The sequence below is a fragment of the Streptosporangium sp. NPDC002524 genome, assembly GCF_040295985.1.
Lineage (GTDB): Bacteria > Actinomycetota > Actinomycetes > Streptosporangiales > Streptosporangiaceae > Streptosporangium.
In genome coordinates this window covers 135,296-155,669 of sequence record NZ_JBEOWK010000005.1, presented here as the reverse complement: position 1 = coordinate 155,669, position 20,374 = coordinate 135,296, and the positions used below count along the sequence as shown (strand labels likewise).

General features: G+C 70.0%; 17 protein-coding genes, 1 tRNA gene and 1 pseudogene. 7 read left to right on the top strand and 12 right to left on the bottom strand.

Annotation, left to right across the window (positions count from 1 at the left end; translation table 11 throughout):
• Positions 1-228 precede the first annotated feature (228 nt).
• Both ABT053_RS10010 and ABT053_RS10005 read right to left on the bottom strand, forming a co-directional pair.
• Complete coding sequence (locus tag ABT053_RS10010; RefSeq protein WP_350968553.1) at positions 229-1,320, bottom strand: Rv3169 family protein; 1,092 nt, start codon at positions 1,318-1,320, stop codon at positions 229-231.
• Positions 1,321-1,704: 384 nt separating this feature from the next.
• Positions 1,705-2,241, bottom strand: coding sequence for a hypothetical protein (locus ABT053_RS10005; RefSeq protein WP_350968552.1), 537 nt, complete (start codon positions 2,239-2,241; stop codon positions 1,705-1,707).
• A gap of 284 nt (positions 2,242-2,525) precedes the next feature.
• On the opposite strand from ABT053_RS10005, the gene ABT053_RS10000 reads away from it, so the two are divergent.
• Positions 2,526-3,062: a peptidylprolyl isomerase gene (locus tag ABT053_RS10000; protein WP_350968551.1), complete on the top strand. Its 537-nt coding sequence runs from the start codon at positions 2,526-2,528 to the stop codon at positions 3,060-3,062.
• Between the two features lie 282 nt (positions 3,063-3,344).
• Positions 3,345-4,223 carry a rhomboid family intramembrane serine protease gene (locus tag ABT053_RS09995; protein WP_350968550.1) on the top strand — a complete coding sequence of 293 codons (879 nt, stop codon included), beginning with the start codon at positions 3,345-3,347 and terminating at the stop codon, positions 4,221-4,223.
• A 48-nt stretch (positions 4,224-4,271) separates the two neighbouring features.
• On the opposite strand, the gene ABT053_RS09990 is transcribed toward ABT053_RS09995, so the two are convergent.
• The gene (locus ABT053_RS09990) at positions 4,272-4,517 is read right to left on the bottom strand and encodes a cell division protein CrgA (RefSeq protein ID WP_344744891.1); all 246 of its coding nucleotides are present in this window, start codon (positions 4,515-4,517) and stop codon (positions 4,272-4,274) included.
• A gap of 211 nt (positions 4,518-4,728) precedes the next feature.
• Here ABT053_RS09990 and ABT053_RS09985 point away from each other — a divergent pair, with 211 nt between their 5' ends.
• From ABT053_RS09985 to ABT053_RS09975, 3 genes are all read left to right on the top strand, one after another.
• The gene (locus ABT053_RS09985; RefSeq protein ID WP_350968549.1) at positions 4,729-5,382 is read left to right on the top strand and encodes a class E sortase; all 654 of its coding nucleotides are present in this window, start codon (positions 4,729-4,731) and stop codon (positions 5,380-5,382) included.
• 76 nt (positions 5,383-5,458) lie between these two features.
• Entirely contained in the window at positions 5,459-5,617 is a 159-nt protein-coding gene (locus ABT053_RS09980) for a hypothetical protein (protein WP_350968548.1), read from the top strand.
• Positions 5,614-6,186 (top strand): anthranilate synthase component II, encoded by a 573-nt coding sequence (locus ABT053_RS09975; protein WP_350968547.1) that lies wholly within the window; start codon positions 5,614-5,616, stop codon positions 6,184-6,186. Before ABT053_RS09980 ends, ABT053_RS09975 begins: the two co-directional genes overlap by 4 nt.
• 250 nt (positions 6,187-6,436) lie before the next feature.
• Here ABT053_RS09975 and pknB read toward each other — a convergent pair whose 3' ends face one another.
• The 7 genes and pseudogenes from pknB to ABT053_RS09940 form a co-directional block, all read right to left on the bottom strand.
• Positions 6,437-8,317 (bottom strand): Stk1 family PASTA domain-containing Ser/Thr kinase, encoded by a 1,881-nt coding sequence (gene pknB / locus ABT053_RS09970; RefSeq protein ID WP_350968546.1) that lies wholly within the window; start codon positions 8,315-8,317, stop codon positions 6,437-6,439.
• A gap of 871 nt (positions 8,318-9,188) precedes the next feature.
• A pseudogene (locus ABT053_RS43445) lies at positions 9,189-9,944 on the bottom strand (protein kinase domain-containing protein); the annotation flags it as partial.
• Positions 9,941-11,398, bottom strand: coding sequence for a peptidoglycan D,D-transpeptidase FtsI family protein (locus ABT053_RS09960; protein ID WP_350968544.1), 1,458 nt, complete (start codon positions 11,396-11,398; stop codon positions 9,941-9,943). The gene ABT053_RS09960 and the pseudogene ABT053_RS43445, both read right to left, overlap by 4 nt.
• Positions 11,395-12,774, bottom strand: a complete 1,380-nt coding sequence (locus tag ABT053_RS09955) for an FtsW/RodA/SpoVE family cell cycle protein (protein ID WP_350968543.1) — start codon at positions 12,772-12,774, stop codon at positions 11,395-11,397. Before ABT053_RS09955 ends, ABT053_RS09960 begins: the two co-directional genes overlap by 4 nt.
• Positions 12,775-12,778: 4 nt before the next feature.
• Positions 12,779-14,089, bottom strand: a complete 1,311-nt coding sequence (locus ABT053_RS09950) for a Stp1/IreP family PP2C-type Ser/Thr phosphatase (RefSeq protein ID WP_350968542.1) — start codon at positions 14,087-14,089, stop codon at positions 12,779-12,781.
• Positions 14,086-14,553 (bottom strand): FHA domain-containing protein FhaB/FipA, encoded by a 468-nt coding sequence (locus ABT053_RS09945; protein WP_344748567.1) that lies wholly within the window; start codon positions 14,551-14,553, stop codon positions 14,086-14,088. The genes ABT053_RS09950 and ABT053_RS09945 overlap by 4 nt, the downstream gene beginning before the upstream one ends.
• Before the next feature lie 17 nt (positions 14,554-14,570).
• The gene (locus ABT053_RS09940) at positions 14,571-15,311 is read right to left on the bottom strand and encodes an FHA domain-containing protein (RefSeq protein ID WP_329088344.1); all 741 of its coding nucleotides are present in this window, start codon (positions 15,309-15,311) and stop codon (positions 14,571-14,573) included.
• Between the two features lie 166 nt (positions 15,312-15,477).
• Between ABT053_RS09940 and ABT053_RS09935 the strand changes: the two genes are divergently transcribed.
• A tRNA-Leu gene (locus tag ABT053_RS09935) sits at positions 15,478-15,560 on the top strand.
• Between the two features lie 662 nt (positions 15,561-16,222).
• Here ABT053_RS09935 and ABT053_RS09930 read toward each other — a convergent pair.
• The gene (locus ABT053_RS09930; RefSeq protein WP_350968541.1) at positions 16,223-17,257 is read right to left on the bottom strand and encodes a hemolysin family protein; all 1,035 of its coding nucleotides are present in this window, start codon (positions 17,255-17,257) and stop codon (positions 16,223-16,225) included.
• Complete coding sequence (locus ABT053_RS09925; RefSeq protein WP_350968540.1) at positions 17,254-18,762, bottom strand: hemolysin family protein; 1,509 nt, start codon at positions 18,760-18,762, stop codon at positions 17,254-17,256. The genes ABT053_RS09930 and ABT053_RS09925 overlap by 4 nt, the downstream gene beginning before the upstream one ends.
• A gap of 357 nt (positions 18,763-19,119) precedes the next feature.
• Between ABT053_RS09925 and ABT053_RS09920 the strand changes: the two genes are divergently transcribed.
• Positions 19,120-20,337, top strand: a complete 1,218-nt coding sequence (locus tag ABT053_RS09920; protein WP_350968539.1) for an LCP family protein — start codon at positions 19,120-19,122, stop codon at positions 20,335-20,337.
• Positions 20,338-20,374 lie beyond the last annotated feature (37 nt).

The window sequence follows — 20,374 nt, the reverse complement described above, 5'->3', positions numbered from 1 at the left end:
TCGGTCCGGGCGTGATGCGGGGCGGTCCGGAAGCGGCCCGGAAGCGGTCCGGGAAACCCGCGCGGAAATCCCGTCCCGCGCGTGACCGGTCTTCGGGGGACGACCGGTCCCGTACGGTGGCCGGTCTTCGGGGAGACCGGCCACGCGCGGCGGCCGGTCCCCGGGGAACGGCAGGTCACGTGCGGTGGCCCGGCCGGTCCCCGGGGAACGGCGGGTCGCGTGCGGTGATCAGCCCTCGGGGAAGGACGGGTGCGGGCCCAGGGCCCAGTACTCGTACAACCCGTAGCCGATCCGGCCGTCGTACTCGAAGCGGCCGACCGCGTCGACCATGCCCCACATCCTGGGGGCGTCCTCGGGCAGCGTGTGGGTGACGCCCTGGACCACCGGGCGGGGACCCTGGTACATGCCGTGCTTCCAGTCCGGTTCCAGGCCATATCCGGTGCCCACCATCAGGTGCACCGGGAGAATCGGGACGCAGTGCAGGTCGAAGGGTTTCCCGCCCGGCGGGGAGAAGGAGATCGTCGCCTCGCGCACCTCCCGGGTGCCGTCCACGTACGTCGGGCGGTACTCGGGACGGCCGAGATACTCCTCCTCGCCCTCCCTCGGGGAGCCGAACCCCCACACGCGCACCGCCTCCTCAAGCACCCGGCGGCCCTTCTCGTCCTCCTGGATGATGCACAGAATGGCGTGGTCGTCGAACTGGACGGGCGTGTACAGCCAGTAGAAGGTGCCCGCGTTGCGCGCCTGGATGCCGGGGGGCTCGGGCTCGCCGACCGGGCGGATGCCCCACGAGCGGTCGCGGGTGCCCTGCCAGCGGTCGGGGGTGACCTCGACGCGCTCGTCGCCAACCAGGATGTGCCCGGTCCACCGGCCGGTCTGGGCCATCCGGGAGGAGTCGAACACCACCCGCTCCTGCCAGCGCAGGAAATGCCGGGGCTCCAGGGTGGCCGGTACGGTGCCCTCCCAGGTGAGGTCGAAGGAGAGGCCGTGCTCCGTGGCGTCGAGCACCACTCGCAGCCGCCGGAGGCCCTCGATCACCTCGACCCTGAACGGGCCGACCCGCGTGTCCATCCGGTCGTCACCGAGTTCCCGGGAGGCCCGGACCACGCGGTGCAGGTTGCGGTAGCGCACGCAGGCGAACGCGTCGGTGACCCCGAGGTTGGGATACTGGCCGAGACCGACGATGAGCATCAGCTCGTCGGACCCCGCGTGGCAGTTGAAGTAGTAGCGGTCGTAGAAGTTGCGGTCCGACGTCGTGACGTGCCGCATCACCTCGGGCGACTGGTGTACGGGATGGTCGTCGAGGGGCGACAGCGTCATCGGTGCTCCTTGGGTCAGAGGAACACGTTCTAACAAGCGCTTGGTGATCGGTCAATGGGCTCCCGCGCGGGACCGGTCGACGGATCCCGCGAGGGATCGGTCAACGGGCCCGGCACAGATGTGTCGACGGGCCCCGCGCGGGAGTGATCAACAGACCCTGACGAGTCCACGCACAGGAACGCCAACGGGCTCCCGCCTAGGAGCGTCAACAAGCTCCCGCACATGAGTGCCGGCGGACTCCCTGCACAAAAGCGAAGCATCGACGAACCCCCACACAGGAGTACGGCCCGCACCTTCGTGGTGCGGGCCGTACTCCCGGCAGTCGCCGTACGCCGTGTTCGTTCTGCCGTGTCCGTTCCGCAGATGACCGGCGAGCTCCGGTTCCTAGGGCAGTTTCTTGGAGGTGTGCTCCGCCCTGGAGTCGGCCTTGGCACCGATCTCGTCGGCCTTCGTCGCGGCGTCGTCCGCCACGCCGGAGACCTTCCCGGCCGCCGCCTCCGTTTTCTGTCCCACCCACTGGGACGCGTCGGAGGCACTCTCCTTCAGCGTATCCGCCCACTGGTCGGCGTTCCTGCGGTACAGGACGTAGCCCGCCGCCGCGATCGCGACGCCCGCGAAGAGCAGGATCATCGGCGTTTTCCTGGACTTCGCGGGAGTGGGATCGATCCTCGCGGCGGCCTGGGACAGCGCGGCGCTGATTTTCGGCGCGAGCTGTTCCTCGAACGAGTGCGCGGCGGCGTCAAGCCTGGGTGCCGCCCACCCGCGTGCCACGATGATCTTCTCGCTGGCCACGTCGCGAGCCTGACCGGCCACTTCACGGGCCTGGCCGGCCATCTCACGGGCTTGACCGGCCACGTCGCGAGCCTGGACGGCCACGTCATGGGCATGATGACTGGCCGCGTCACGGGCGTGGCTGGCCATTGGGCCGACCCGATCCGCGGCTCTGACGGCCTGAGCCTTCACGTGGCGCAGCCGCCTTTCCGGTGCCACGATCTTGATGTGGCGCTTTCCAAACAGTGCTAGAGGCACAACAACCTCCCCATTCGTTGGGGCCCCGTCGCCACCCCTTCCCGCTCGAAGGCGGCTCAATCATGACGGCCCATGGGAGGATGCTTGGGGATGCGGCTGCGGCCGAAATCGTCAAAGTGCCACAAAAGCAATACGTTGCACAGGTATTCCTACGACCTGAAGGGGGCAGTCCGATCATGGCTGAGAAGTTGATCGCGAACCTCAACACCAACCGCGGTAGCGTGAAGGTCCAGCTCTTCCCGGATCACGCGCCCAAGACCGTGCGTAACTTCGTCGAGCTCGCCGAGGGCACCCGCGAGTGGGTGCACCCGGAGACCGGCCAGAAGACCAGCGACAGGCTGTACGACGGCACGATCTTCCACCGGGTCATCTCCGGATTCATGATCCAGGGTGGCGACCCGCTGGGCCAGGGCGTCGGCGGCCCCGGCTACAAGTTCGACGACGAGATCCACCCGGACCTCTACTTCAACCGCCCGTACCTGCTCGCCATGGCCAACGCCGGCGTCCAGGCCGGTCGCGGCACCAACGGCTCGCAGTTCTTCGTCACGGTGGTTCCCACGCCGCACCTCAACGGCAAGCACACCATCTTCGGCGAGGTGATCGACGGCCAGGACGTCATCGACGCCATCGCCAAGACCGACACCGACGCCCGTGACCGCCCCACGGAGGAAGTGGTCCTGCAGTCGGTGACCATCGAGCGCGTCCAGAGCTGATCTCTCGCCCGGCGGCCTCCTGCGGAGGCCGCCGTTCGCGTTCCCGCACCCTTTCTCCGCCCACCCTTCGGAGCCCGGCCCTCCGGCCCCGGCCTCTCGCCCCGGCTCTCCCGTCCCCCTGCCACCCTAGGGCTCGCTCCGTCCGGGCGCTCACCGCCGCCCGCGCTCCAACGGGCCGACTGGTACGGCCCGGCGGTCATTCGCGGGTGTACGGGTGCTCGGGATCGTGAATAGGCTGGCAGTCTGTGGATAACAGCACGCTCGAAGGGGCCAGCCACACACATGACCACCCAGCCGTCCAACGAGCACAACACCGTTGTCCCCACCTGCTACCGGCATCCAGGGCGTGAGACCTACGTCCGCTGCCAGCGCTGCGACCGTCCCATCTGCCCCGACTGCATGCGCGACGCCTCGGTGGGCTTCCAGTGCCCCGAGTGCGTGGCCGAGGGCAACAAGGGCGTACGGCAGGCGCAGTCCGTGTTCGGCGGCCGGGCGGTCACCACGCCCCGGGTCACCTGGGCGCTGTTGGTCATCAACGTCCTGGCGTACGCCGCCGAGACCGTGCGCACCGACTGGGTGCTGACCAACTTCATGATGAACGCCTACGAGGTCGGCTATCACGGTGAGTGGTGGCGCCTGATCACCGGCGCCTTCCTGCACCAGCCGCTGGGAGGCGGCGGGTGGGCCCTGACCCACATCGTGTTCAACATGTGGGCGCTCTACGCCATCGGCCCCGAGCTGGAGCGGCGCCTCGGGTCGGCCAGGTTCCTGACGCTGTATCTGCTCGCCGCGCTCGGCGGGTCCGTCGCCGTCTACCTGTTCGGCATCGCCGCGGTCGGTGCCTCCGGCGCGATCTACGGCATGTTCGCCGCGCTGTTCGTGCTCGCCAAGAAGCTCGGCTACAACGCCCAGGGCGTGCTGTGGCTGATCGGCGCCAACGCCGTGATCACCTTCGTGGTCCCCGGCATCAGCTGGCAGGGACACCTCGGCGGCCTGATCACCGGTGCCCTGGTCGCCGCGGTCTTCGCCTTCGCCCCGGCCAGGAAGAACCGCAGCGCAATCCAGTGGGGAGGTTGCGCGGCGGTGCTGGTCGTCCTGGTCGCGCTGGTGCTGGGGCTGCCGCCGTTCGCCGTCCAGGCCGAACTCGGGATCTTCGGTTGATCCACACCCTGATGCTTCCCCAGGGTGTGGACAATACCTGTGGAAAAGCTAGCGCCAGCGGGTGGAAAGGATCACCCCGAGGATGATGAACGCGAACCCGACCAGCAGGTTCCAGTTCTGGAGGGTGCCGAGGAGGGGAGCGGTGGGCGCCACATAGTAGACGGCGATCCACAGGATGCCGACGATCCAGCAGGTCACCATGACCGGCGCCAACCAGCGTGGGCTGATCTTGACCTGCTGTGAGGTCTGCGGCGGGGTGTAGACCGGCTTCTTACGAGTCTTGGGCTTGGGCACTGGGGTTCTTCTCCTGCGTCAACCCTGCGCGATCTGGATCGTGCGCAGGCCGTGTCGATTAGCGTAGTCGCTAGTGGGTGAAGTTCCGTGTAAGGATAGTCGGCGCAGGTGGACCATGGCGATTCCGTGGGGCACCATCCTGTGGCAAATGTTGCGCCGGACCCGTGATCCGGTCCGCTGCGGAGGGGTTTTCGGTCACTACCCTGACCCCATGAGAGCGGCGCTGAGGGTGCTGGGCGACCTGAGCGTCACCGCGGGGCTGGTCGTCCTCCTCTTCTGCGCCTACCTTCTGTGGGGCACCGGCTCCTACACCGCCGGGCAGCAGGCGCTGCTGCGCGAAGAACTCCTGGCGGAGGGGGTCCCGCCGGGCGGGGAAGCCGGAGAGGGCCGGGGCGGGCCGCCGGGGCCGATCCGGCTGGGCGGGGCGGTGGCGATGCTGACGATCCCCAGGCTCGGGGACGACTACCGGTACGCCGTCGTGGAGGGCGTCGACCAGGATCGGCTGCGGATGGGCCCCGGCCACTACCCCGGAACCGCCATGCCAGGAAAAATCGGAAATTTCGTTCTTTCGGGCCATCGGACTACCTATGCCGCCCCCTTCAACCGCATCGACGAGCTCCGCCGGGGCGATCTCATCCTGGTCGACGCCCGCGAGGCCCGCTACACCTACCGCGTCACCGGCAAGCGCGTCGTCGACCCCGCCGAGATCGGCGTGGTCGCCCCGGTTCCCGGCCGGCCGGACCGCGAGCCGACCAGAGCGCTGATCACCCTGTCCACCTGCCACCCGGAGTACTCGGCCGCCCAGCGGCTCATCGTCTCCGGCGAGCTGGAAGAGCGCGCGGACCGCCTCGGACGGTCCGGGTGACGGGTCCACGGAGAGACACGAACAGGCCCGGAGAGACACGGACAAGCCCGGACAGCCCGGGCAGGAAGGAGGTCCCGTGTACGGCTGGATCTGGCGGACGCTTCCCGGAAACCTCGTGACCAGGGGGCTCACCGCCCTGGTGCTGGCCGGGCTGGTCGCGGCCGTACTCTGGTATGTCGTGTTCCCCTGGATCGAACCTCGCGTCTCCCTCGACCTGACCACCGTGGGCCGATGAGCCGCGTCCTCGTCGTCGACAACCACGACAGCTTCGTCCACACCATCGTCCAGTATCTCCGCGAGCTCGGCGCCGCCTGCGACGTGCGCCCGCGCGACCGGGTCGCGGTCGAGGACACCCGCGGCTTCGACGGGGTCCTGATCAGCCCCGGCCCCGGCACCCCGGAGGACGCGGGGGTGAGCGTCCCGCTCGTCGGCCACTGCGAGGCCCACGGCATCCCGCTGCTCGGCGTCTGCCTGGGGCACCAGGCCATCGCCATCGCCCACGGGGCGACCGTGGGACGGGCACCCGAGCTGGTGCACGGCCGTACCAGCGAGATCTCGCACGACGGGCGCGGCGTCTTCTCCGGCCTGCCGTCACCGGTGACCATGACGCGCTACCACTCGCTGGCGGTGCTGCCCGAGACAGTGCCGGAGATCCTCCAGGTCACCGCGACCACCGAAGACGGTGTGATCATGGCGTTGCGCCACCGTACCGCCCCCGTCGAGGGGGTGCAGTTCCACCCCGAATCGGTGATCTCGGAACACGGTCACCGGCTGCTCGGAAACTGGCTCGAAAGATTGTTGTAACGCGGAGCCCATCCTGGACGATTGACCAGTGAGAGTCCTTCCGCCATCGCCCCCGAGTGGCGGAAGGGCTCTTCCCCGTTTCCGGGCCTCTCCGCTTCCCGGCCTTCCCGGCCTTCCCGGCCTTCCCCGCTTCCCGGTCCCCGGTCCCCGCTTCCGGGCCCCTCCGTTCCCGGTCCCCCTCTCCCGGCGGGCTACCAGGAAACGACGAAGGCCCCCGCGCGGTCGCGAGGGCCTTCGTCAGGTGCTCCGGTCAGTTCCCGTCGCCGGGCGGTGCCTCTTCGAAGATCGTGCCGTCGTCGGGCTGCGTGGGCGCGTCCTCGGTCGGCTGCTCCTCGGGAATGGTCGGCTGCTCCTCGGGGAAGGTCGGCTCCTCAGTCGGCTCGGGCGGTGCCCCGCTCGACACGATCAGCGTGATGGTCGTGTTCTGCTGGTACTTGCCGCCCGCCTCGGGAGACTGGCTCAGCACGGTGTCCTTGGGCAGGTCACTCGGCTCCGGGACGACCTTCCACTTGAAGCCCGCCTCCTTGAGCGCGTTCTTGGCGTCGGCGAGCGTGAGGTTCACCACGCCCGGGACCTCCACCGCCTCCTTGGGGACGTAGATCCGGACGGTGCTGCCCTTGTTGGCCCTCTTGCCCGCCGCGGGCACGGTCTCGAAGACGATGCCCTGCTTGCGGCTGGAGGGCTTGGTCTGCAGGTTGACCTCGAAACCGGCGTCCTCGAGGGCCTTCGTGGCGTCCTCCGCGCTCATGTTGAGCACGGCGGGCACCTCGACCTTCTCGATCCCCTTGGAGACCTTGAGCGTCACCTCGGTGCCCTTGTCGACCTCGGCCTCGGCCGCCGGGTCGCTCTCGATCACCGAGTCCTTCGGGATCTCCTCGTCGAACTCCTCGACGACCTTCACCTTCAGCCCGAGATCCGTGAGCCTCTTGCTCGCCGCCTCCACGGTCTGCGAGGCGAGCGCCGGGATCTTCACCTGGCCGCTGGCGGTGGGGGTGCCCGGCGAGCTGAGGAACATGTAGCCGACGCCGATGAAGGCCCCGATGACGAGCAGCGGGATGAGGATCCACGCCGCGGTCTTGACCGCGGTGTTCCCGCCGCTCTGCTGCCGGCGACGGCCGCCCCCGCCGGTGCGCGGGCCGCCGCCCTCCTCGCCGTACTCGTACGCCGGGACGGCGGTGGTGCGCTGGGTGGCCGGACCGCCCGGGCCGCCGGGACCGGGGGCCTGCATCGTCCGGGTGGCCGAGCCGTAGTTGTTGTTGGCGCTCAGCGCCATCGTCTGGGCGTCCGTCGGGATGCCGGACATCGCCCGCTGGATGTCGGCCCGCATCTCCCCGGCGCTCTGGTAGCGGTGCGCCGGGTCCTTGGCCATCGCCTTGAGCACGATGGCGTCGGCCCACTGGGGGATGTCACGGTCGATCTGCGACGGCGGGATCGGGTCCTCGCGCACGTGCTGGTACGCGATCGCGACCGGCGAGTCACCGGTGAACGGCGGCTGCCCGGTCAGCAGCTCGTACAGCACGCAGCCGGTGGAGTAGAGGTCGCTGCGGGCGTCGACCCGCTCGCCCCTGGCCTGCTCCGGCGAGAGGTACTGGGCGGTGCCGATCACCTGGGCGGTCTGTGTCATGGTCGCGGCCGAGTCGGCCATCGCGCGGGCGATGCCGAAGTCCATGACCTTCACGTCGCCGTTGCGAGTGATCATGATGTTCGCGGGCTTGATGTCGCGGTGGACGATGCCGCCGCGGTGGCTGTAGTCCAGTGCCCGCAGGATGCCGTCGACGAGCTCGGCCGCGCGCTCGGGCAGCAGCCTCCGGTCGGCCCGCAGCAGGTCGCGGAGCGTGCGGCCGTCGACGTACTCCATCACGATGTAGGGCACCGGCGCGCCCTCGGAGACGTCCTCGCCGGTGTCGTAGACCGCGACGATGGACGGGTGGTTCAGTGACGCGGCGGACTGCGCCTCCCGGCGGAAACGCGCCTGGAAGATGTGATCCCTGGCCAGGTCCGCGCGGAGGGTCTTGATGGCGACGATCCGATCCAGCCGGATGTCTCGGGCGCGATAGACCTCGGCCATGCCGCCACGCCCGACGACGCCGTCAAGCTCGTAGCGATCGCCGAGGCGTCGGGGCTGAGTCATTTCCTGCACTGTCCCTTACCGTTCATCTTGGGTGCCGGTGCGCTCTTGGGCCACCGGTGTCCATCATCGACCCCTTGCCGCATCACGTCTCCTCATTCGGCGGGTCTGTGTCACCGGGTTCAGGAGTTGTGCTCGGTGTGAGGCTCGGTGTCACCGTCGGGGTGGTTGGTGTCGGGGTGGGCGTCGGGCTGGGGCTGGGTGGTGGCGACGTGCTCGGCCTTGCGGTGGGCGTGGCCGATGTGCTTACCGTAGCCGACGGCGTGACCGACGGGCGGGCCGACTTCGTCGGTGAGATCGGCGGTCTGCTCGTCGGCGGCTTGCTTCTGGTCGGCCGTGCCGTCGGCGACGTGGTGGCCGGGCTCGTCCGTACGACCGGCTCTCCCGGCTCGCTGTCACCGGACTGGTTCGTCAGCTCGTGGACCGCGAGCGCGCCCAGCCCGACCGCGGCGGCGCACCCCGCGACCGTGGCGACGATCACCGTCGTCCTGCGCAGGCCGCGGCGCCCGCGGCGCACCGGACCGGCGCCCGGCGGGGTCGTGCCCGCGCCGGATCCCGCGCCGTATCCCGAACCGGATCCCGCACCGACGCCCGCGCCGTGACCGGGTCCGCCGCCGGAACCTCCGCCCGCCCCGGAGCCCGCGCCGGAGCCCGCTCCCTGACCGGGACCCGCGCCCCGACCGGGACCCGCGTCCGGGCCGGACTCGGGCCGGAGGGGGACGGCGACGGCGGAGGTGACCTCCTGGGGCCACTCGCTCGCGGGCTCCGCGCGCCAGCCCACCGGGTCGGTGAGCATGCCGAGACCGGTGGCACCGGTGGCGGTCAGCGCGTCGAGCAGCATGTCCGCCCGTTCCGACAGCTCCCTGGCGCCGGCCGGGCGCCGCAGCGGATCCTTCGCCAGGCACGCCATGACCAGGTCGCGGACCGCCTGCGGGATCCGCTCCGGCAGCGGCGGCGGGGGCTCGCCGATGTGCATGAGGGCGATCGCCACCTGCGTCTCGGCGCGGAACGGCGCCTGCCCGGTCAGGCACTCGTAGGCGACCACCCCGAGCGAGTAGATGTCGGTGGCGGGCGTGAGCGGTTCGCCCGACGCCTGCTCGGGGCTGACGTACTGCGCGGTGCCCATCAGGATGCCCGTCTGGGTGACCGGCACCGCCTCCAGCGCCCTCGCGATGCCGAAGTCTGTGATCTTTATCACGCCCGCCTCGGTCACCAGGAGGTTCCCGGGCTTGATGTCCCTGTGGATGATCCCCGCCCGGTGCGCGGCGTGCAGGCCCATCGCGGTCTGGCGGACCACGTCGAGGGTGATCTCGGGACTCAGGGCGCCGTCGCGGGCGAGGATTCCGGCGAGGGACTGTCCGGGCACCAGCTCCATCACCAGGTAGGCGACGCCGCCGCCCTCGCCGTAGTCGTAGACCTGCGCGATGCCGGGATCGGACAGCCCGGCCGCGATGCGCGCCTCGGAGCGGAACCGCAGGCGGAAGGCCGGATCCTCCGCCACGTGCGGGCGCAGCAGCTTCACCGCGACCTCGCGGCCGAGGAGCTCGTCCCTCGCCCGCCACACCTCACCCATGCCGCCCGACGCGATCCGCCCCAGCGGGCGGTACCGGCCCCCGAGCAACGCGGTCATCTACCCAGCACCGCTTCCATCACGCTCTTGGCGATCGGGGCCGCGGTCTGACCACCGGAGGCGTCGCTTCCGGCGCTCCCGGACTCGACGATCAGCGCGACGGCGACCTTGGGGTCCTCCGCGGGGGCGAAGGAGATGAACCACGCGTGCGGGTCACGGCCCTGGGCGGTCTCCGCGGTGCCGGTCTTGCCGCCGACCGTCACGCCCGGGATCTGCGCCGCGCTCGCCGTGCCCTTGTTGACGACGTTGACCATCATCTCCTGGAGCTTGCGCGCGCTGTCCTCGCTCATCGCGGTGTCCAGCTCGTCGGGGTCGGCGCTCGCGACCTCGCCGCCCTCGGAATCCGCGATCTTGTTCACCAGGTACGGCTTCATGACCACGCCGTTGTTGGCGATGCCGGCGGCGATCATGGCCATCTGCAGCGGGGTCATCTGGTTGCTGCGCTGGCCGATCGAGGCCTGGGCGAGGGCCGCCTGGTCCTCCTCGGGGCCGATGCTGCTGGGCGCCACCGGCATCGGGATCGCCAGCTGCTCGCCGCCGATGCCGAACTTGAGCGCCTGGTCGCGCAGCGCCTCGTAGCCGAGGTCCATCGCGATCTTGCCGAACGGGGTGTTGCAGGACTTCTCCAGCGCGAACGACAGCGTCACCCGCCCGGCACCGCACGCCGCGCCGCCGTAGTTGGGCAGGTCGGCGGTGGTGTTGGGCAGGTCGAGCCGCTGCGGAGCGTCGACCTGGGTCTCCGGGCCCACGGTGTCGTCGCTCTCCAGGTACGCGGCCGCGGTGACCACCTTGAAGGTCGAGCCCGGCGGGTAGGTGCGCTCGACCGCCCGGTTGAGCAGCGGCGTGTTCTCGTCCTTCTCCAGCTTCTTGGAGGCGGCGTTCACCTCGGCCTTGTTGGGCTTGGACAGCGGGTTGGGGTCGTAGGTGGGGATCGAGACCATCGCGAGGATCGCCCCCGTCTTCGGCTCGATCGCGACCAGCGCGCCCTTCTTGCCGCTCTCGCCCAGCGCCTTGTACGCGGCCTCCTGCGCCCTGGGGTTGATCGTCAGGTCGACGTTGGCGCCCCTGCTCTGCTTCGCGGTGAACAGGTCGATGCTGCGCCGGATCAGCAGGTCGGCGCTCGTCCCGTCGAGGAGGCTGTTCTCGGCCCGCTCGATGTTGCTCTGGCTCTCGGGCGCGAAGAACCCGGTGATGGGCGCGTAGACCTTGCCCTCCGGGTAGCGCCGCTCGAAGCGGAACTCGGAGTCGCCGGTGTCGAACGACTCGGCGAGCACCTTGTCGCCCGCGGTGATGCGGCCGCGCTCGACCTCGTACTGCGCGTAGAAGTTGCGGGTGTTGCGCGAGTCGTCGCGCAGATCCTCCGCGCGCACGGCCTGCAGGTAGTTCACGTTGATCATGAGCAGGCCGAACATGAGCATGCAGGCAAGGGCGGCGCGCTTCAGGGGACCGTTCATCGCTGGAACACCTGCGTCATTCCTTCGTCCTGGATGGCCTGGGGCGGAGGCTTCCTCGCCGTATCCGACATGCGTACCAGCAGCGCGATAAGGATCCAGTTAGCCAGCAGCGCCGACCCGCCCTGGGACATGAACGGGGTGACCAGGCCGGTCAGCGGGATCAGGTTGGTCACGCCGCCCACGATGATGAAGACCTGCCAGGCGAGGATGAACGACAGGCCGCCCGCCAGCAGCTTGGAGAACGGCTCGCGGGCCGCGATCGAGGTGCGCAGGCCGCGCTCCACCAGCAGGGCGTACACCATCAGCAGGGCCATCAGCCCGGTCAGGCCGAGCTCCTCGCCGGCGGCGGTGAAGATGAAGTCGGAGAAGGCCAGCGGGATCTCGTTGGGGTGGCCCTGGCCGAGACCGGTGCCGAGCACGCCGCCCTGCCCCATGGCGAACAGGCCCTGCATGAGCTGGAAGCTGCCGCCGAACTCGCGGTCGTACAGCTCCTGGTTCTCGGGGTCGAGGAAGACCTCGAAGCGGGCCGCGACGTGGTCGAAGAGCAACCCCGCCAGGACCGCTCCACCGACGAAGAGCAGGATGCCGATGAGCACCCACGAGGTGCGCTGGGTGGCGATGTAGAGCATCGCGATGAACGTGCCGAAGATGAGCAGCGAGGAGCCGAGGTCCTTCTGCAGGATCAGCACGCCCAGGCTGAGGCCCCAGGTGATGAGCACCGGGCCCAGGTCGCGGGCCCGGGGCAGGTCGATGAAGAGCAGCCGCCGCCCGGCCAGGGCGAGCACGTCGCGCTTGGCGACCAGGTAGCCGGCGAAGAAGATGACCAGGGCGAGCTTGGTGAACTCCGCGGGCTGCAGGGTGAAGCCGGCGATGCCGATCCAGATGCGGGCGCCGTTGATCTCCTGGCCGATGAACGGCAGCAGCGGCGAGATCAGCAGGACCAGGCCGACGGCGCCCATGGTGTAGGTCAGACGCTGCAGCGCGCGGTGGTCGCGCAGCACGATCAGCGTCACGGAGAACATGACGACCCCCACCGCGGTCCACAGCAGCTGGTTGGTGGCCGAGGCACCCTTCATGCCGGACGCCTCAAGGCGATAGATGATCACCAGCCCGATGCCGTTGACCAGCGTCACCAGCGGCAGGATCAGCGGGTCGGCCCAGGGGGCGAACCTGGCCAGCACCAGGTAGGCGGCGAGCATGAGGCCGCCCAGGCTGAGGCCGTAGGTGACCATTCCCGAGGGGATCTGCTTGTCGAGGGCCAGCCCCACGTTGGCGTACGCCAGCATCACGATGGCGACCGCGAACGCGAGCATCGCCAACTGGGCCACCCGCCGTTTGGCGGGAAGCGGGACCGGCTCGGCGCTAGGGGTGCTCATGTGTTTACTGTGACCTTGTGGGTTCGGGAGCCCTGGCGGGCGCGGAGGACGCGGAGGCGCTGGGGGATGCGGTCGGTTCGTCCTTCCCGTCGGATCTGGCCGCGGACGTCTTGAGCTCTTCGATCTTCTTCAGGCCGGCCTCGACGGTGGGGACGGGGATGCCGTCGCGGACCTGGCCCTGCTGGAACGCGCCGAGAGTCGTGATCGATTCGGCGGTGCTGCGCTCGACGTCGAAGAGCTCGAAGGGGCCCAGGTTGGTCTTCACACCCTGGAAGACCACGATCTCGTCGCCCTTGGCCCCCACGAAATACTGGTCCTCCAGCCACTGCCCGCCGAAGTACCAGCCTAAGCCGCCCCCGATGACGACGACGCCGCCCGCCACGGCCAGGAGAGGCCACAGCCGGCGGCGCTTGGCCGGTCGGGCCGCGGCCCTGACGATCGGCTCGTCGGTGTCGTCGTCGTCGGAGATGACGGGCTGCGGCATGGTGACCGCGCTGGCCCGGCCCGCCGGGGTGTCCGGCGGCTGCGACCGCGGCATGCTGGAACCGGCGGCGCCGACCACGGCCGCGTCGGTGCGCGGTATGTGGGTCTCGTCCACCTCCAGCACGTCGGCCAGGACGCAGGTGATGTTGTCGGGGCCGCCGCCCCGGTTGGCCAGGTCGATGAGGGTGCGGACCACCCCGTCGGGATCCTCGATCGTGGAGAGCGTGTGGTGCAGGGTCTCCGCGCTCACCACCCCGGACAGGCCGTCGGAGCAGAGCAGGTAGCGGTCGCCGATCTGGGCCTCGCGCAGGGACAGGTCGGGGTCGACCTCGCCGCTGCCGTCGAGCGCCCGCAGCAGGATCGACCGCTGGGGGTGGGTGGCGGCCTCGTCCTGGGTGATCCGGCCGTCGTCCACCAGTGACTGCACGAGGGTGTGGTCGTGCGTGATCTGGTAGAGCTCCCCGGCTCGCAGCAGGTAGGCCCGGGAGTCGCCGACGTGGACCAGGGCGACCCTCGTCCCCGACCAGAGCATGGCGGTGAGGGTGGTGCCCATGCCCTTGAGACTGGGGTTGTGACTCACCATCTCGTGCAGCTTGCGGTTGGCGTCGCGTACCGCCGCCTCGATGGCGCTGAGCAGGTCACCTCCCTGTGCGTCCGTGTCGAGCGAGGACATCTCGGCGATGGCGACCGAGCTGGCCACCTCGCCGTGTGCGTGGCCGCCCATGCCGTCCGCGACGGCGAGCAGGCGGCCGCTGGCGTAGGCGGAGTCCTCGTTGCCTTCGCGGAGGAGGCCGACGTCAGAGCGGGCGGCGTAACGGAGTGCGATGGTCATTTGCGCAATTCGATGACGGTCTTGCCAATGCGGATCGGAACACCGAGCGGCACCGGAGTCGGACGGGTGACTTTGGAGCGGTCAAGATACGTGCCGTTGGTGGAGCCGAGATCTTCCACGATCCACTGACCGTCCTGGGGGAAGAGCCGGGCGTGCCGGCTGGAGGCGTAGTCGTCGCTGACTACCAGCGTCGCGTCGTTCGCCCGGCCGATGGTGATGGGCGTCTCCGAGAGGGTAATGGTGGTGCCTTGCAGGGGGCCACCGGTGACGACCATCTCCCGTGGTTCCCCCTTCTTGGATTTGGCCGGGGCCTTCACCGGCTTGGGGGCCTTGCGCGCGGGGACGGCGGCGGCCGTGCGTGATCCGAACAAGTCTGTCCGGATCACACCGACCGCGGCAATCACGAAGAACCACAGCACCGCGAGGAAGGCGAGCCGGATCAGCAGCAGCGTGAGCTCGGACATGGACCGTCTGTTTACCTTTAATCGCGCCGGAAAACCAGAGTCGTTCGCCCCAGCGTCACACGAGTGCCGTTCTGGAGCTCGACCCGGCGAACCGGCTGGCCGTTGACGAAGGTGCCGTTCGTGGAGCCGAGGTCGACGAGCGCGACCAGGGGACCCTCCACTCGCAGCTCGGCGTGGTGCCGGGACACACCCGGGTCGACCAGCCGCAGATCGCAGTCGGTGCCCCTGCCGAGCAGGGTCACCGGTGTTGTCAGGTCGAAGGACCGCTGACCCTGCGGGTCGTCCTGGGTGGACACCAGCAGGCGGGGGCGGCCCCCGAAGGCGTGGGATTTCGCGGCGGGCACGTCGCTCACCGGCTGGCGGATCTCGTCCTGCTCGACCGTCGCGCCACGGATCACGCCCGAGCGGATGCGGAACAGGCCGACCGCGAGGTCGTCGGCCGTCTCGAAGCGGACCCTGACCGGCCCCACGAAGGAGTAGCCCTGTTCCTTGGCGTACTCCCTGGCGAGGTTGGCCAGCTCGTGGCTGATGCTGTCGGAGTAGACCTCCAACCGCTCGTTGTCGGTCGTGGACAGCTCGACCACGAAGTCGTTGGGCACGAGAGTGCGTCCCTGGGCGACGATCGCCGCCCGCTCGTCCATCTCCCGTTGGACCGCACTGGCGACCTCTACCGGCTGAAGGTCAGATTTGAACGCCCGTGCAAAGGCCCCTTCAACCAAACCTTCGAGCCTCCGCTCGAAACGCTGAAGGACTCCCACCGGGTACCTCCCCTCCTCCGTCTATGTGGTCGCGGCCGCTTGGGGGCTCGTTGGCTCGTTCCTCGCTCTCTCGCACCCAGCTGCTCCGCTTTCGCATCTAGGAGGATCGTATCCGGGTTCATGGGTACCGGCTGATCCGTGCTAATGTTTCGACCGCACCCAACAAGGGCGGGTGGCGGAACGGCAGACGCGCACGGTTCAGGTCCGTGTGTCCGAAAGGACGTGAGGGTTCAAATCCCTCCTCGCCCACAAGATCATCACCCCGGTGACGCGGATACCGCGACCGGGGTTTTGTCGTTTCCTGGGAAACCACGCATCCATCTGAGCCATCCGTAAGGTCTCGTGGCGGGCCGAGTCGATCATCGATCAAGGTAGTCGCTCGCTCCGTTATAGAGAAGTCTCAGGGGTTACGCATGGGTCTTGTGGTTTTTGGGCCGCTACGACATGCCTATCGGTTCTACCCGGCCACGCTTGCTGATCACTTTCGGATGACTTGCACGGGTTCGCCAGTGCCCGATTACGCCGACAGAGAACACGAGCCGGGGAAATAATCTTTCCCCGGCCCGTGCCGTCCTCCCGGCGATTCTTGATCGGCCCGCCGGGCCCCGGCCGGTCCGATGACCGGTCCGGCCGGTCCCCGAACCGTCTTGGAACGGATCCGCGGCCGGTCCCACGGCCGATCCCACGGCCGGTCCCGCGAACGGTCCCGCGACCGGTGGCCGGCCGATGCGGTGATCGCTCCGCACCCGCCCCCGCACCCACGCCCGGTGAACCGGACGCCGTCGACGCGGTGATCGCTGCACGGCCGGTCCCGCGACCGGTCCGGCCGGACCTCTCACCGCCCTGGCGGCCTCTTGCCGGTTGGCCGGACCTCTCACCGCTCTCGTGGACGCCGAGGGCCGTGGGAACCGCTAGCGGGTCGCGGGGATCCGTACGTCCAGGATCTCGCCGAGCAGGTCCGTGAGGCTCACCATGCCGACCACCTCGCCGCCGCCGTCCGTGACCAGGCCCAGGTGCGCGTGGGCGTCCTGGAGCATGGAGACCGCGTCGGGGATCGTGGTGGCCTTGGCCAGGCGCGGCACCGGGCGGGCGAGCTCGCCGGGGCTCGCCTCCGGCCGGACGAGGATGTCTCTGACGTGCACCACGCCCAGGACGTCGCCCGGCCTGCCGCCGGTGACCAGCATGCGCAGGTGCCCGTCGCGCGCGGCGACCCGGCGCATCTGCTCGCCCGTCGCGTCGGCGGGCACCGAGGTGGTCTTCTCCAGCGGCAGCATCAGCCGCTCCACCGGCTGCTGGTGGACCCGCAGGGCCCGGGTGAGCAGGTCGTGCTCGTCGCGGTCGAGCAGGCCCATCCGGCCGGACTCGCCGACCAGCATCGCCAGCTGGACCGGGGTCCTGGTGGTGGCCAGCTCGTCCTTGGGGTGCACCCCGAACAGCCTCAGGATCCCGTTCGTCAGCCCGTTGAGCGCGGCGAGCACCGGCCGGACGACCCAGGTGAAGCCGCGGAACGGCAGGGCCAGGCCCATCGCCGCGACCTCCGGATGGGTGAGCGCCCACGACTTGGGGGCCATCTCGCCGATCACCATGTGCAGGAAGGTGACGAACGCCAGCGCGATCACGAGCGAGATGGGGACCCGCAGCGACTCGGGCAGGCCGACCGCGCCGAAGACCGGCTCCAGCAGGTGCTCGATGGCCGGTTCGGTCACCATGCCCAGGCCGAGCGAGCACAGCGTGATGCCCAGCTGGGCCCCGGCCAGCATCAGGGAGAGCTCCCTGCCGCCGCGTACGGCGGCGCGGGCGGCGAGCCGGGTCAGCCGGCCTCCCCGGCCCGCGAGCTCCTCCAGGCGGTGCCTGCGGGCCGAGATCACCGCGAACTCGGCGGCGACGAAGAAGGCGTTGCCGATCAGCAGGGCCACGCCGAGCAGCAGGGCGGAGGTCGTGCTCATCGCCGCCTCGCCTCACTCCGCTCGATCATGGGCGTCTCGGGGCCACGCTCGATCATCAGCGGCGCGGTCATCGCCGGTTCGTCCTCTTCCTCGTTCGCATCGGTCGCCTGGGGTGCCTCGGTCGCCTCGGTTCGCGCCTCCGGGGCGTCCCCGGAGCCGGAGTCCTGCGGGGTGGCGAGCGACAGCCGCACCCACTCGGGGACCCTGCGGTGCACCGAGAGCACGGAGAGCACCGTCTCCCTCTCGTCGGCGTTGTCGTTCTCCAGGGGGTCGTTCCGCGACGTGATCGTGACGGTCACCTGGTCGCCGGGCTCGGCCATCCGGCCGAGGGTGGCGAGCACGAGGCCCGCGACGGTGTCGTAGTCGTCGCTCTCGGGGAGCTGCAGCCCGATGGCCCGCTCGATCTCGTCCAGCCGGAGCGTGCCCGGCAGGTCCCAGGTGCCCTCGTCGCCCACGACGACCCCGGCGGGCTCCGGGTCGTTCTCGTCGACGAGCTCGCCGACGAGCTCCTCCGCGAGGTCCTCGATGGTGACCACGCCGGCCAGGCCGCCGTACTCGTCGATGACGCACGCCAGGTCGTCGTGGGCGGTGCGCATGCGCTCCAGCACGAGAGGCAGCGGCGAGGAGGTGGGCACCAGGAGCGCGGAACGGGTGATCTTCTCCAGCGTGCCGTCGGTCAGCCCCGACCTCAGCAGCTCGCGTACGCCGGTGACGCCGACGACGTCGTCGCCGTTCTGGTTGCAGAGCACCGGGTAGCGGGAGTGGCCGTGCCTGCGGACGGCGTCGACCAGGTCGGAGATCGGCCGGTCGTCCCTCAGCAGCACCACGCGGGGGCGCGGCACCATGACGTCCTCCGCGGTGCGGTCGCCGAACTCCAGGGCGCGGCCCAGCAGCTCCGACAGCCTCGGCGGCAGGTCACCCGCGGTGGCGGACTCGGAGATGATCCGGGACAGCTCCTCGGGGCTGGCACCGTGCTCGATCTCCTCCACCGGCTCCACGCCGACCCGGCGCAGCAGGCCGGTGGCGGCGGAGTCGAACAGGCGGATGACCGGCCCGGCGATCCGCAGGTAGATCATCGTCGAGCGGGCGAGGAACTTCGCCACCGGCTCGGGACGGGCGATGCCCAGGTTCTTGGGGGCCAGCTCACCGAAGACCATCTGGATGACGGTGGCCACCGCGACGGCCAGCGCCACGGCGATGCCGGGCACGGCGCCGCGCGGCACTCCCGCGGCCTCCAGCCAGGGGCGGATGACCGTGGCGATGGCGGGTTCCGAGATGAAGCCGACGAGCAGGGCGGTCACGGTGATGCCGAGTTGCGCGCCCGACAGCATGAACGACAGGCGTCCCGTCACCTCCAGCGCCCGTGCCGCGGCCGCGTCGCCGGAGTCGGCCTGCTCGCGCAGCACGCCGCGGTCCGCCGCGACGAAGGCGAACTCCTGGGCGACGAAGTAACCGGTGGCGAGGGTGAGGAGGAGGATGGCCAGCAGGCCCAGAGCCGTGTTCACCGGGCGGCTCTCCCGGGTTTCTCAGTGGTGCCCGTGCGTTCGCACGGGCTGGTATTCCACGGGTCCGGAGTGGACACGATCATCCTTTCGAGCAGAGGTAGTCCTCTACCGTAACGATCCGGATGGGGGTCGATGTTTCCGGATCGGCCGACGATCGCATTGTTGGTCGCGAACAACCTGTCTGAGTACTTTTACATAGGGAAACCTTGGGCACCCGGCGGCAGGTGCCCGAGCCACGACGTAGCGTCGATAATGACGTTTTCACCATGAGATCGAGAAGTGGCGGGACAAGACGTGGCTCACAGGCCCGAAGACGACGACCGCACTCGCGCGCTGCGGTCGCCCACGCCGGGGCCCGTGCCGCCGAGAGCGGCCGGGCAGCCCGCCTACCCCTCGCCTGGCGGTCCCGGGACGCCCGTACGGCGGTCGGCGTCCTCACGGCAGGCACCCGTCCGCGAGGAGACGGCGCACGAGGTGCCGCCGCCCCGGGGCGGGCGGGTGTACGGCAAGGCCAGGTCGGGTTCCAGCCCGGTCAAGCCGCTGAACGCGCCCCCGGCCCCGCCCGGGGACTCCGGCGGCCGGGGCGGCGGGAGCTCGTCGCGCATGCCCGGCTGGCGGCCGAAGCGTCCCGGCAGGCTCGTCGTGCGGATCCTCGCCGGGCTGGTCGTCGTGCTGCTCGTCCTGGCCGTCGGCGGATACTTCGTGATCAACTCGCGGCTGACCAAGATCGAGGCGCTCACCGACTACGAGGGCCGTCCCGCCGACACCCCCGGCACCAACTGGCTGCTGGTCGGCTCCGACAGCCGCGCGGGCCTGACCGCGGCCCAGCGCAAGAAGCTCGCCACGGGCAAGGCCGTGGGCCGCAGGACCGACACGATGATGCTGCTGCACATCCCCGAGGGCGACGACCGGCCGACCCTGGTCAGCCTCCCGCGCGACTCGTACGTGCCGATCGACGGCCACGGCAGCAACAAGCTCAACGCCGCCTACGCCTTCGAGGGCGGCCAGCAGCTGCTTCCCAAGACCGTGGAGCAGGTCACCGGGCTGCGTCTCGACCACTACATGGAGATCGGGTTCGGCGGCTTCGTAGGGATCGTGGACGCCATCGGCGGGGTCGAGATCGACGTCAAGCAGGCGATCAAGGACCCCAAGGCCGGGATCAACCTGAAGAAGGGCCCGCAGACCATGGACGGGGGGACGGCCCTCGGCTACGTCCGCACCCGCGCCACCGGCGCGATCCCCGACCTCGACAGGACCCAGCGCCAGCGCCAGTTCTTCTCCGCGGTGGTGAAGAAGGCGGCCAGCCCCGGCGTCCTGATCAACCCCTTCACGTCCGTCCCGCTCGCGCTGAGCGCGGCCGACTCGGTGTCCGTCGGCCAGGAGACCGGCGCCTTCGACCTGCTCTCCCTCGGCCTCGCCATGGGCGGCAACCCGGTCACCACGGTCGTGCCCATCGGCTCCCTGCCCACCATCGACGGCCAGTCCGTCGTCAAGTGGGACCGGGAGAAGGCCCTGCGCATGTTCGAGGCCCTGGCCCAGGACAAGCCCGTCCCCAGGGACGCCCTCGGCAAGTGACGTCCCTCGTCCTCGCCCCTGTCCCCGCCCTCGTCTC

Bases quoted from the DNA above. Each gene is read 5' to 3' on its own strand.
- ABT053_RS10010 (WP_350968553.1), bottom strand. From the start codon at position 1,320: ATGACGCTGTCGCCCCTCGACGACCATCCCGTACACCAGTCGCCCGAG.
- ABT053_RS10005 (WP_350968552.1), bottom strand. From the start codon at position 2,241: ATGGCCAGCCACGCCCGTGACGCGGCCAGTCATCATGCCCATGACGTG.
- ABT053_RS10000 (WP_350968551.1), top strand. From the start codon at position 2,526: ATGGCTGAGAAGTTGATCGCGAACCTCAACACCAACCGCGGTAGCGTG.
- ABT053_RS09995 (WP_350968550.1), top strand. From the start codon at position 3,345: ATGACCACCCAGCCGTCCAACGAGCACAACACCGTTGTCCCCACCTGC.
- ABT053_RS09985 (WP_350968549.1), top strand. From the start codon at position 4,729: ATGAGAGCGGCGCTGAGGGTGCTGGGCGACCTGAGCGTCACCGCGGGG.
- ABT053_RS09975 (WP_350968547.1), top strand. From the start codon at position 5,614: ATGAGCCGCGTCCTCGTCGTCGACAACCACGACAGCTTCGTCCACACC.
- pknB (WP_350968546.1), bottom strand. From the start codon at position 8,317: ATGACTCAGCCCCGACGCCTCGGCGATCGCTACGAGCTTGACGGCGTC.
- ABT053_RS09960 (WP_350968544.1), bottom strand. From the start codon at position 11,398: ATGAACGGTCCCCTGAAGCGCGCCGCCCTTGCCTGCATGCTCATGTTC.
- ABT053_RS09955 (WP_350968543.1), bottom strand. From the start codon at position 12,774: ATGAGCACCCCTAGCGCCGAGCCGGTCCCGCTTCCCGCCAAACGGCGG.
- ABT053_RS09950 (WP_350968542.1), bottom strand. From the start codon at position 14,089: ATGACCATCGCACTCCGTTACGCCGCCCGCTCTGACGTCGGCCTCCTC.
- ABT053_RS09945 (WP_344748567.1), bottom strand. From the start codon at position 14,553: ATGTCCGAGCTCACGCTGCTGCTGATCCGGCTCGCCTTCCTCGCGGTG.
- ABT053_RS09930 (WP_350968541.1), bottom strand. From the start codon at position 17,257: ATGAGCACGACCTCCGCCCTGCTGCTCGGCGTGGCCCTGCTGATCGGC.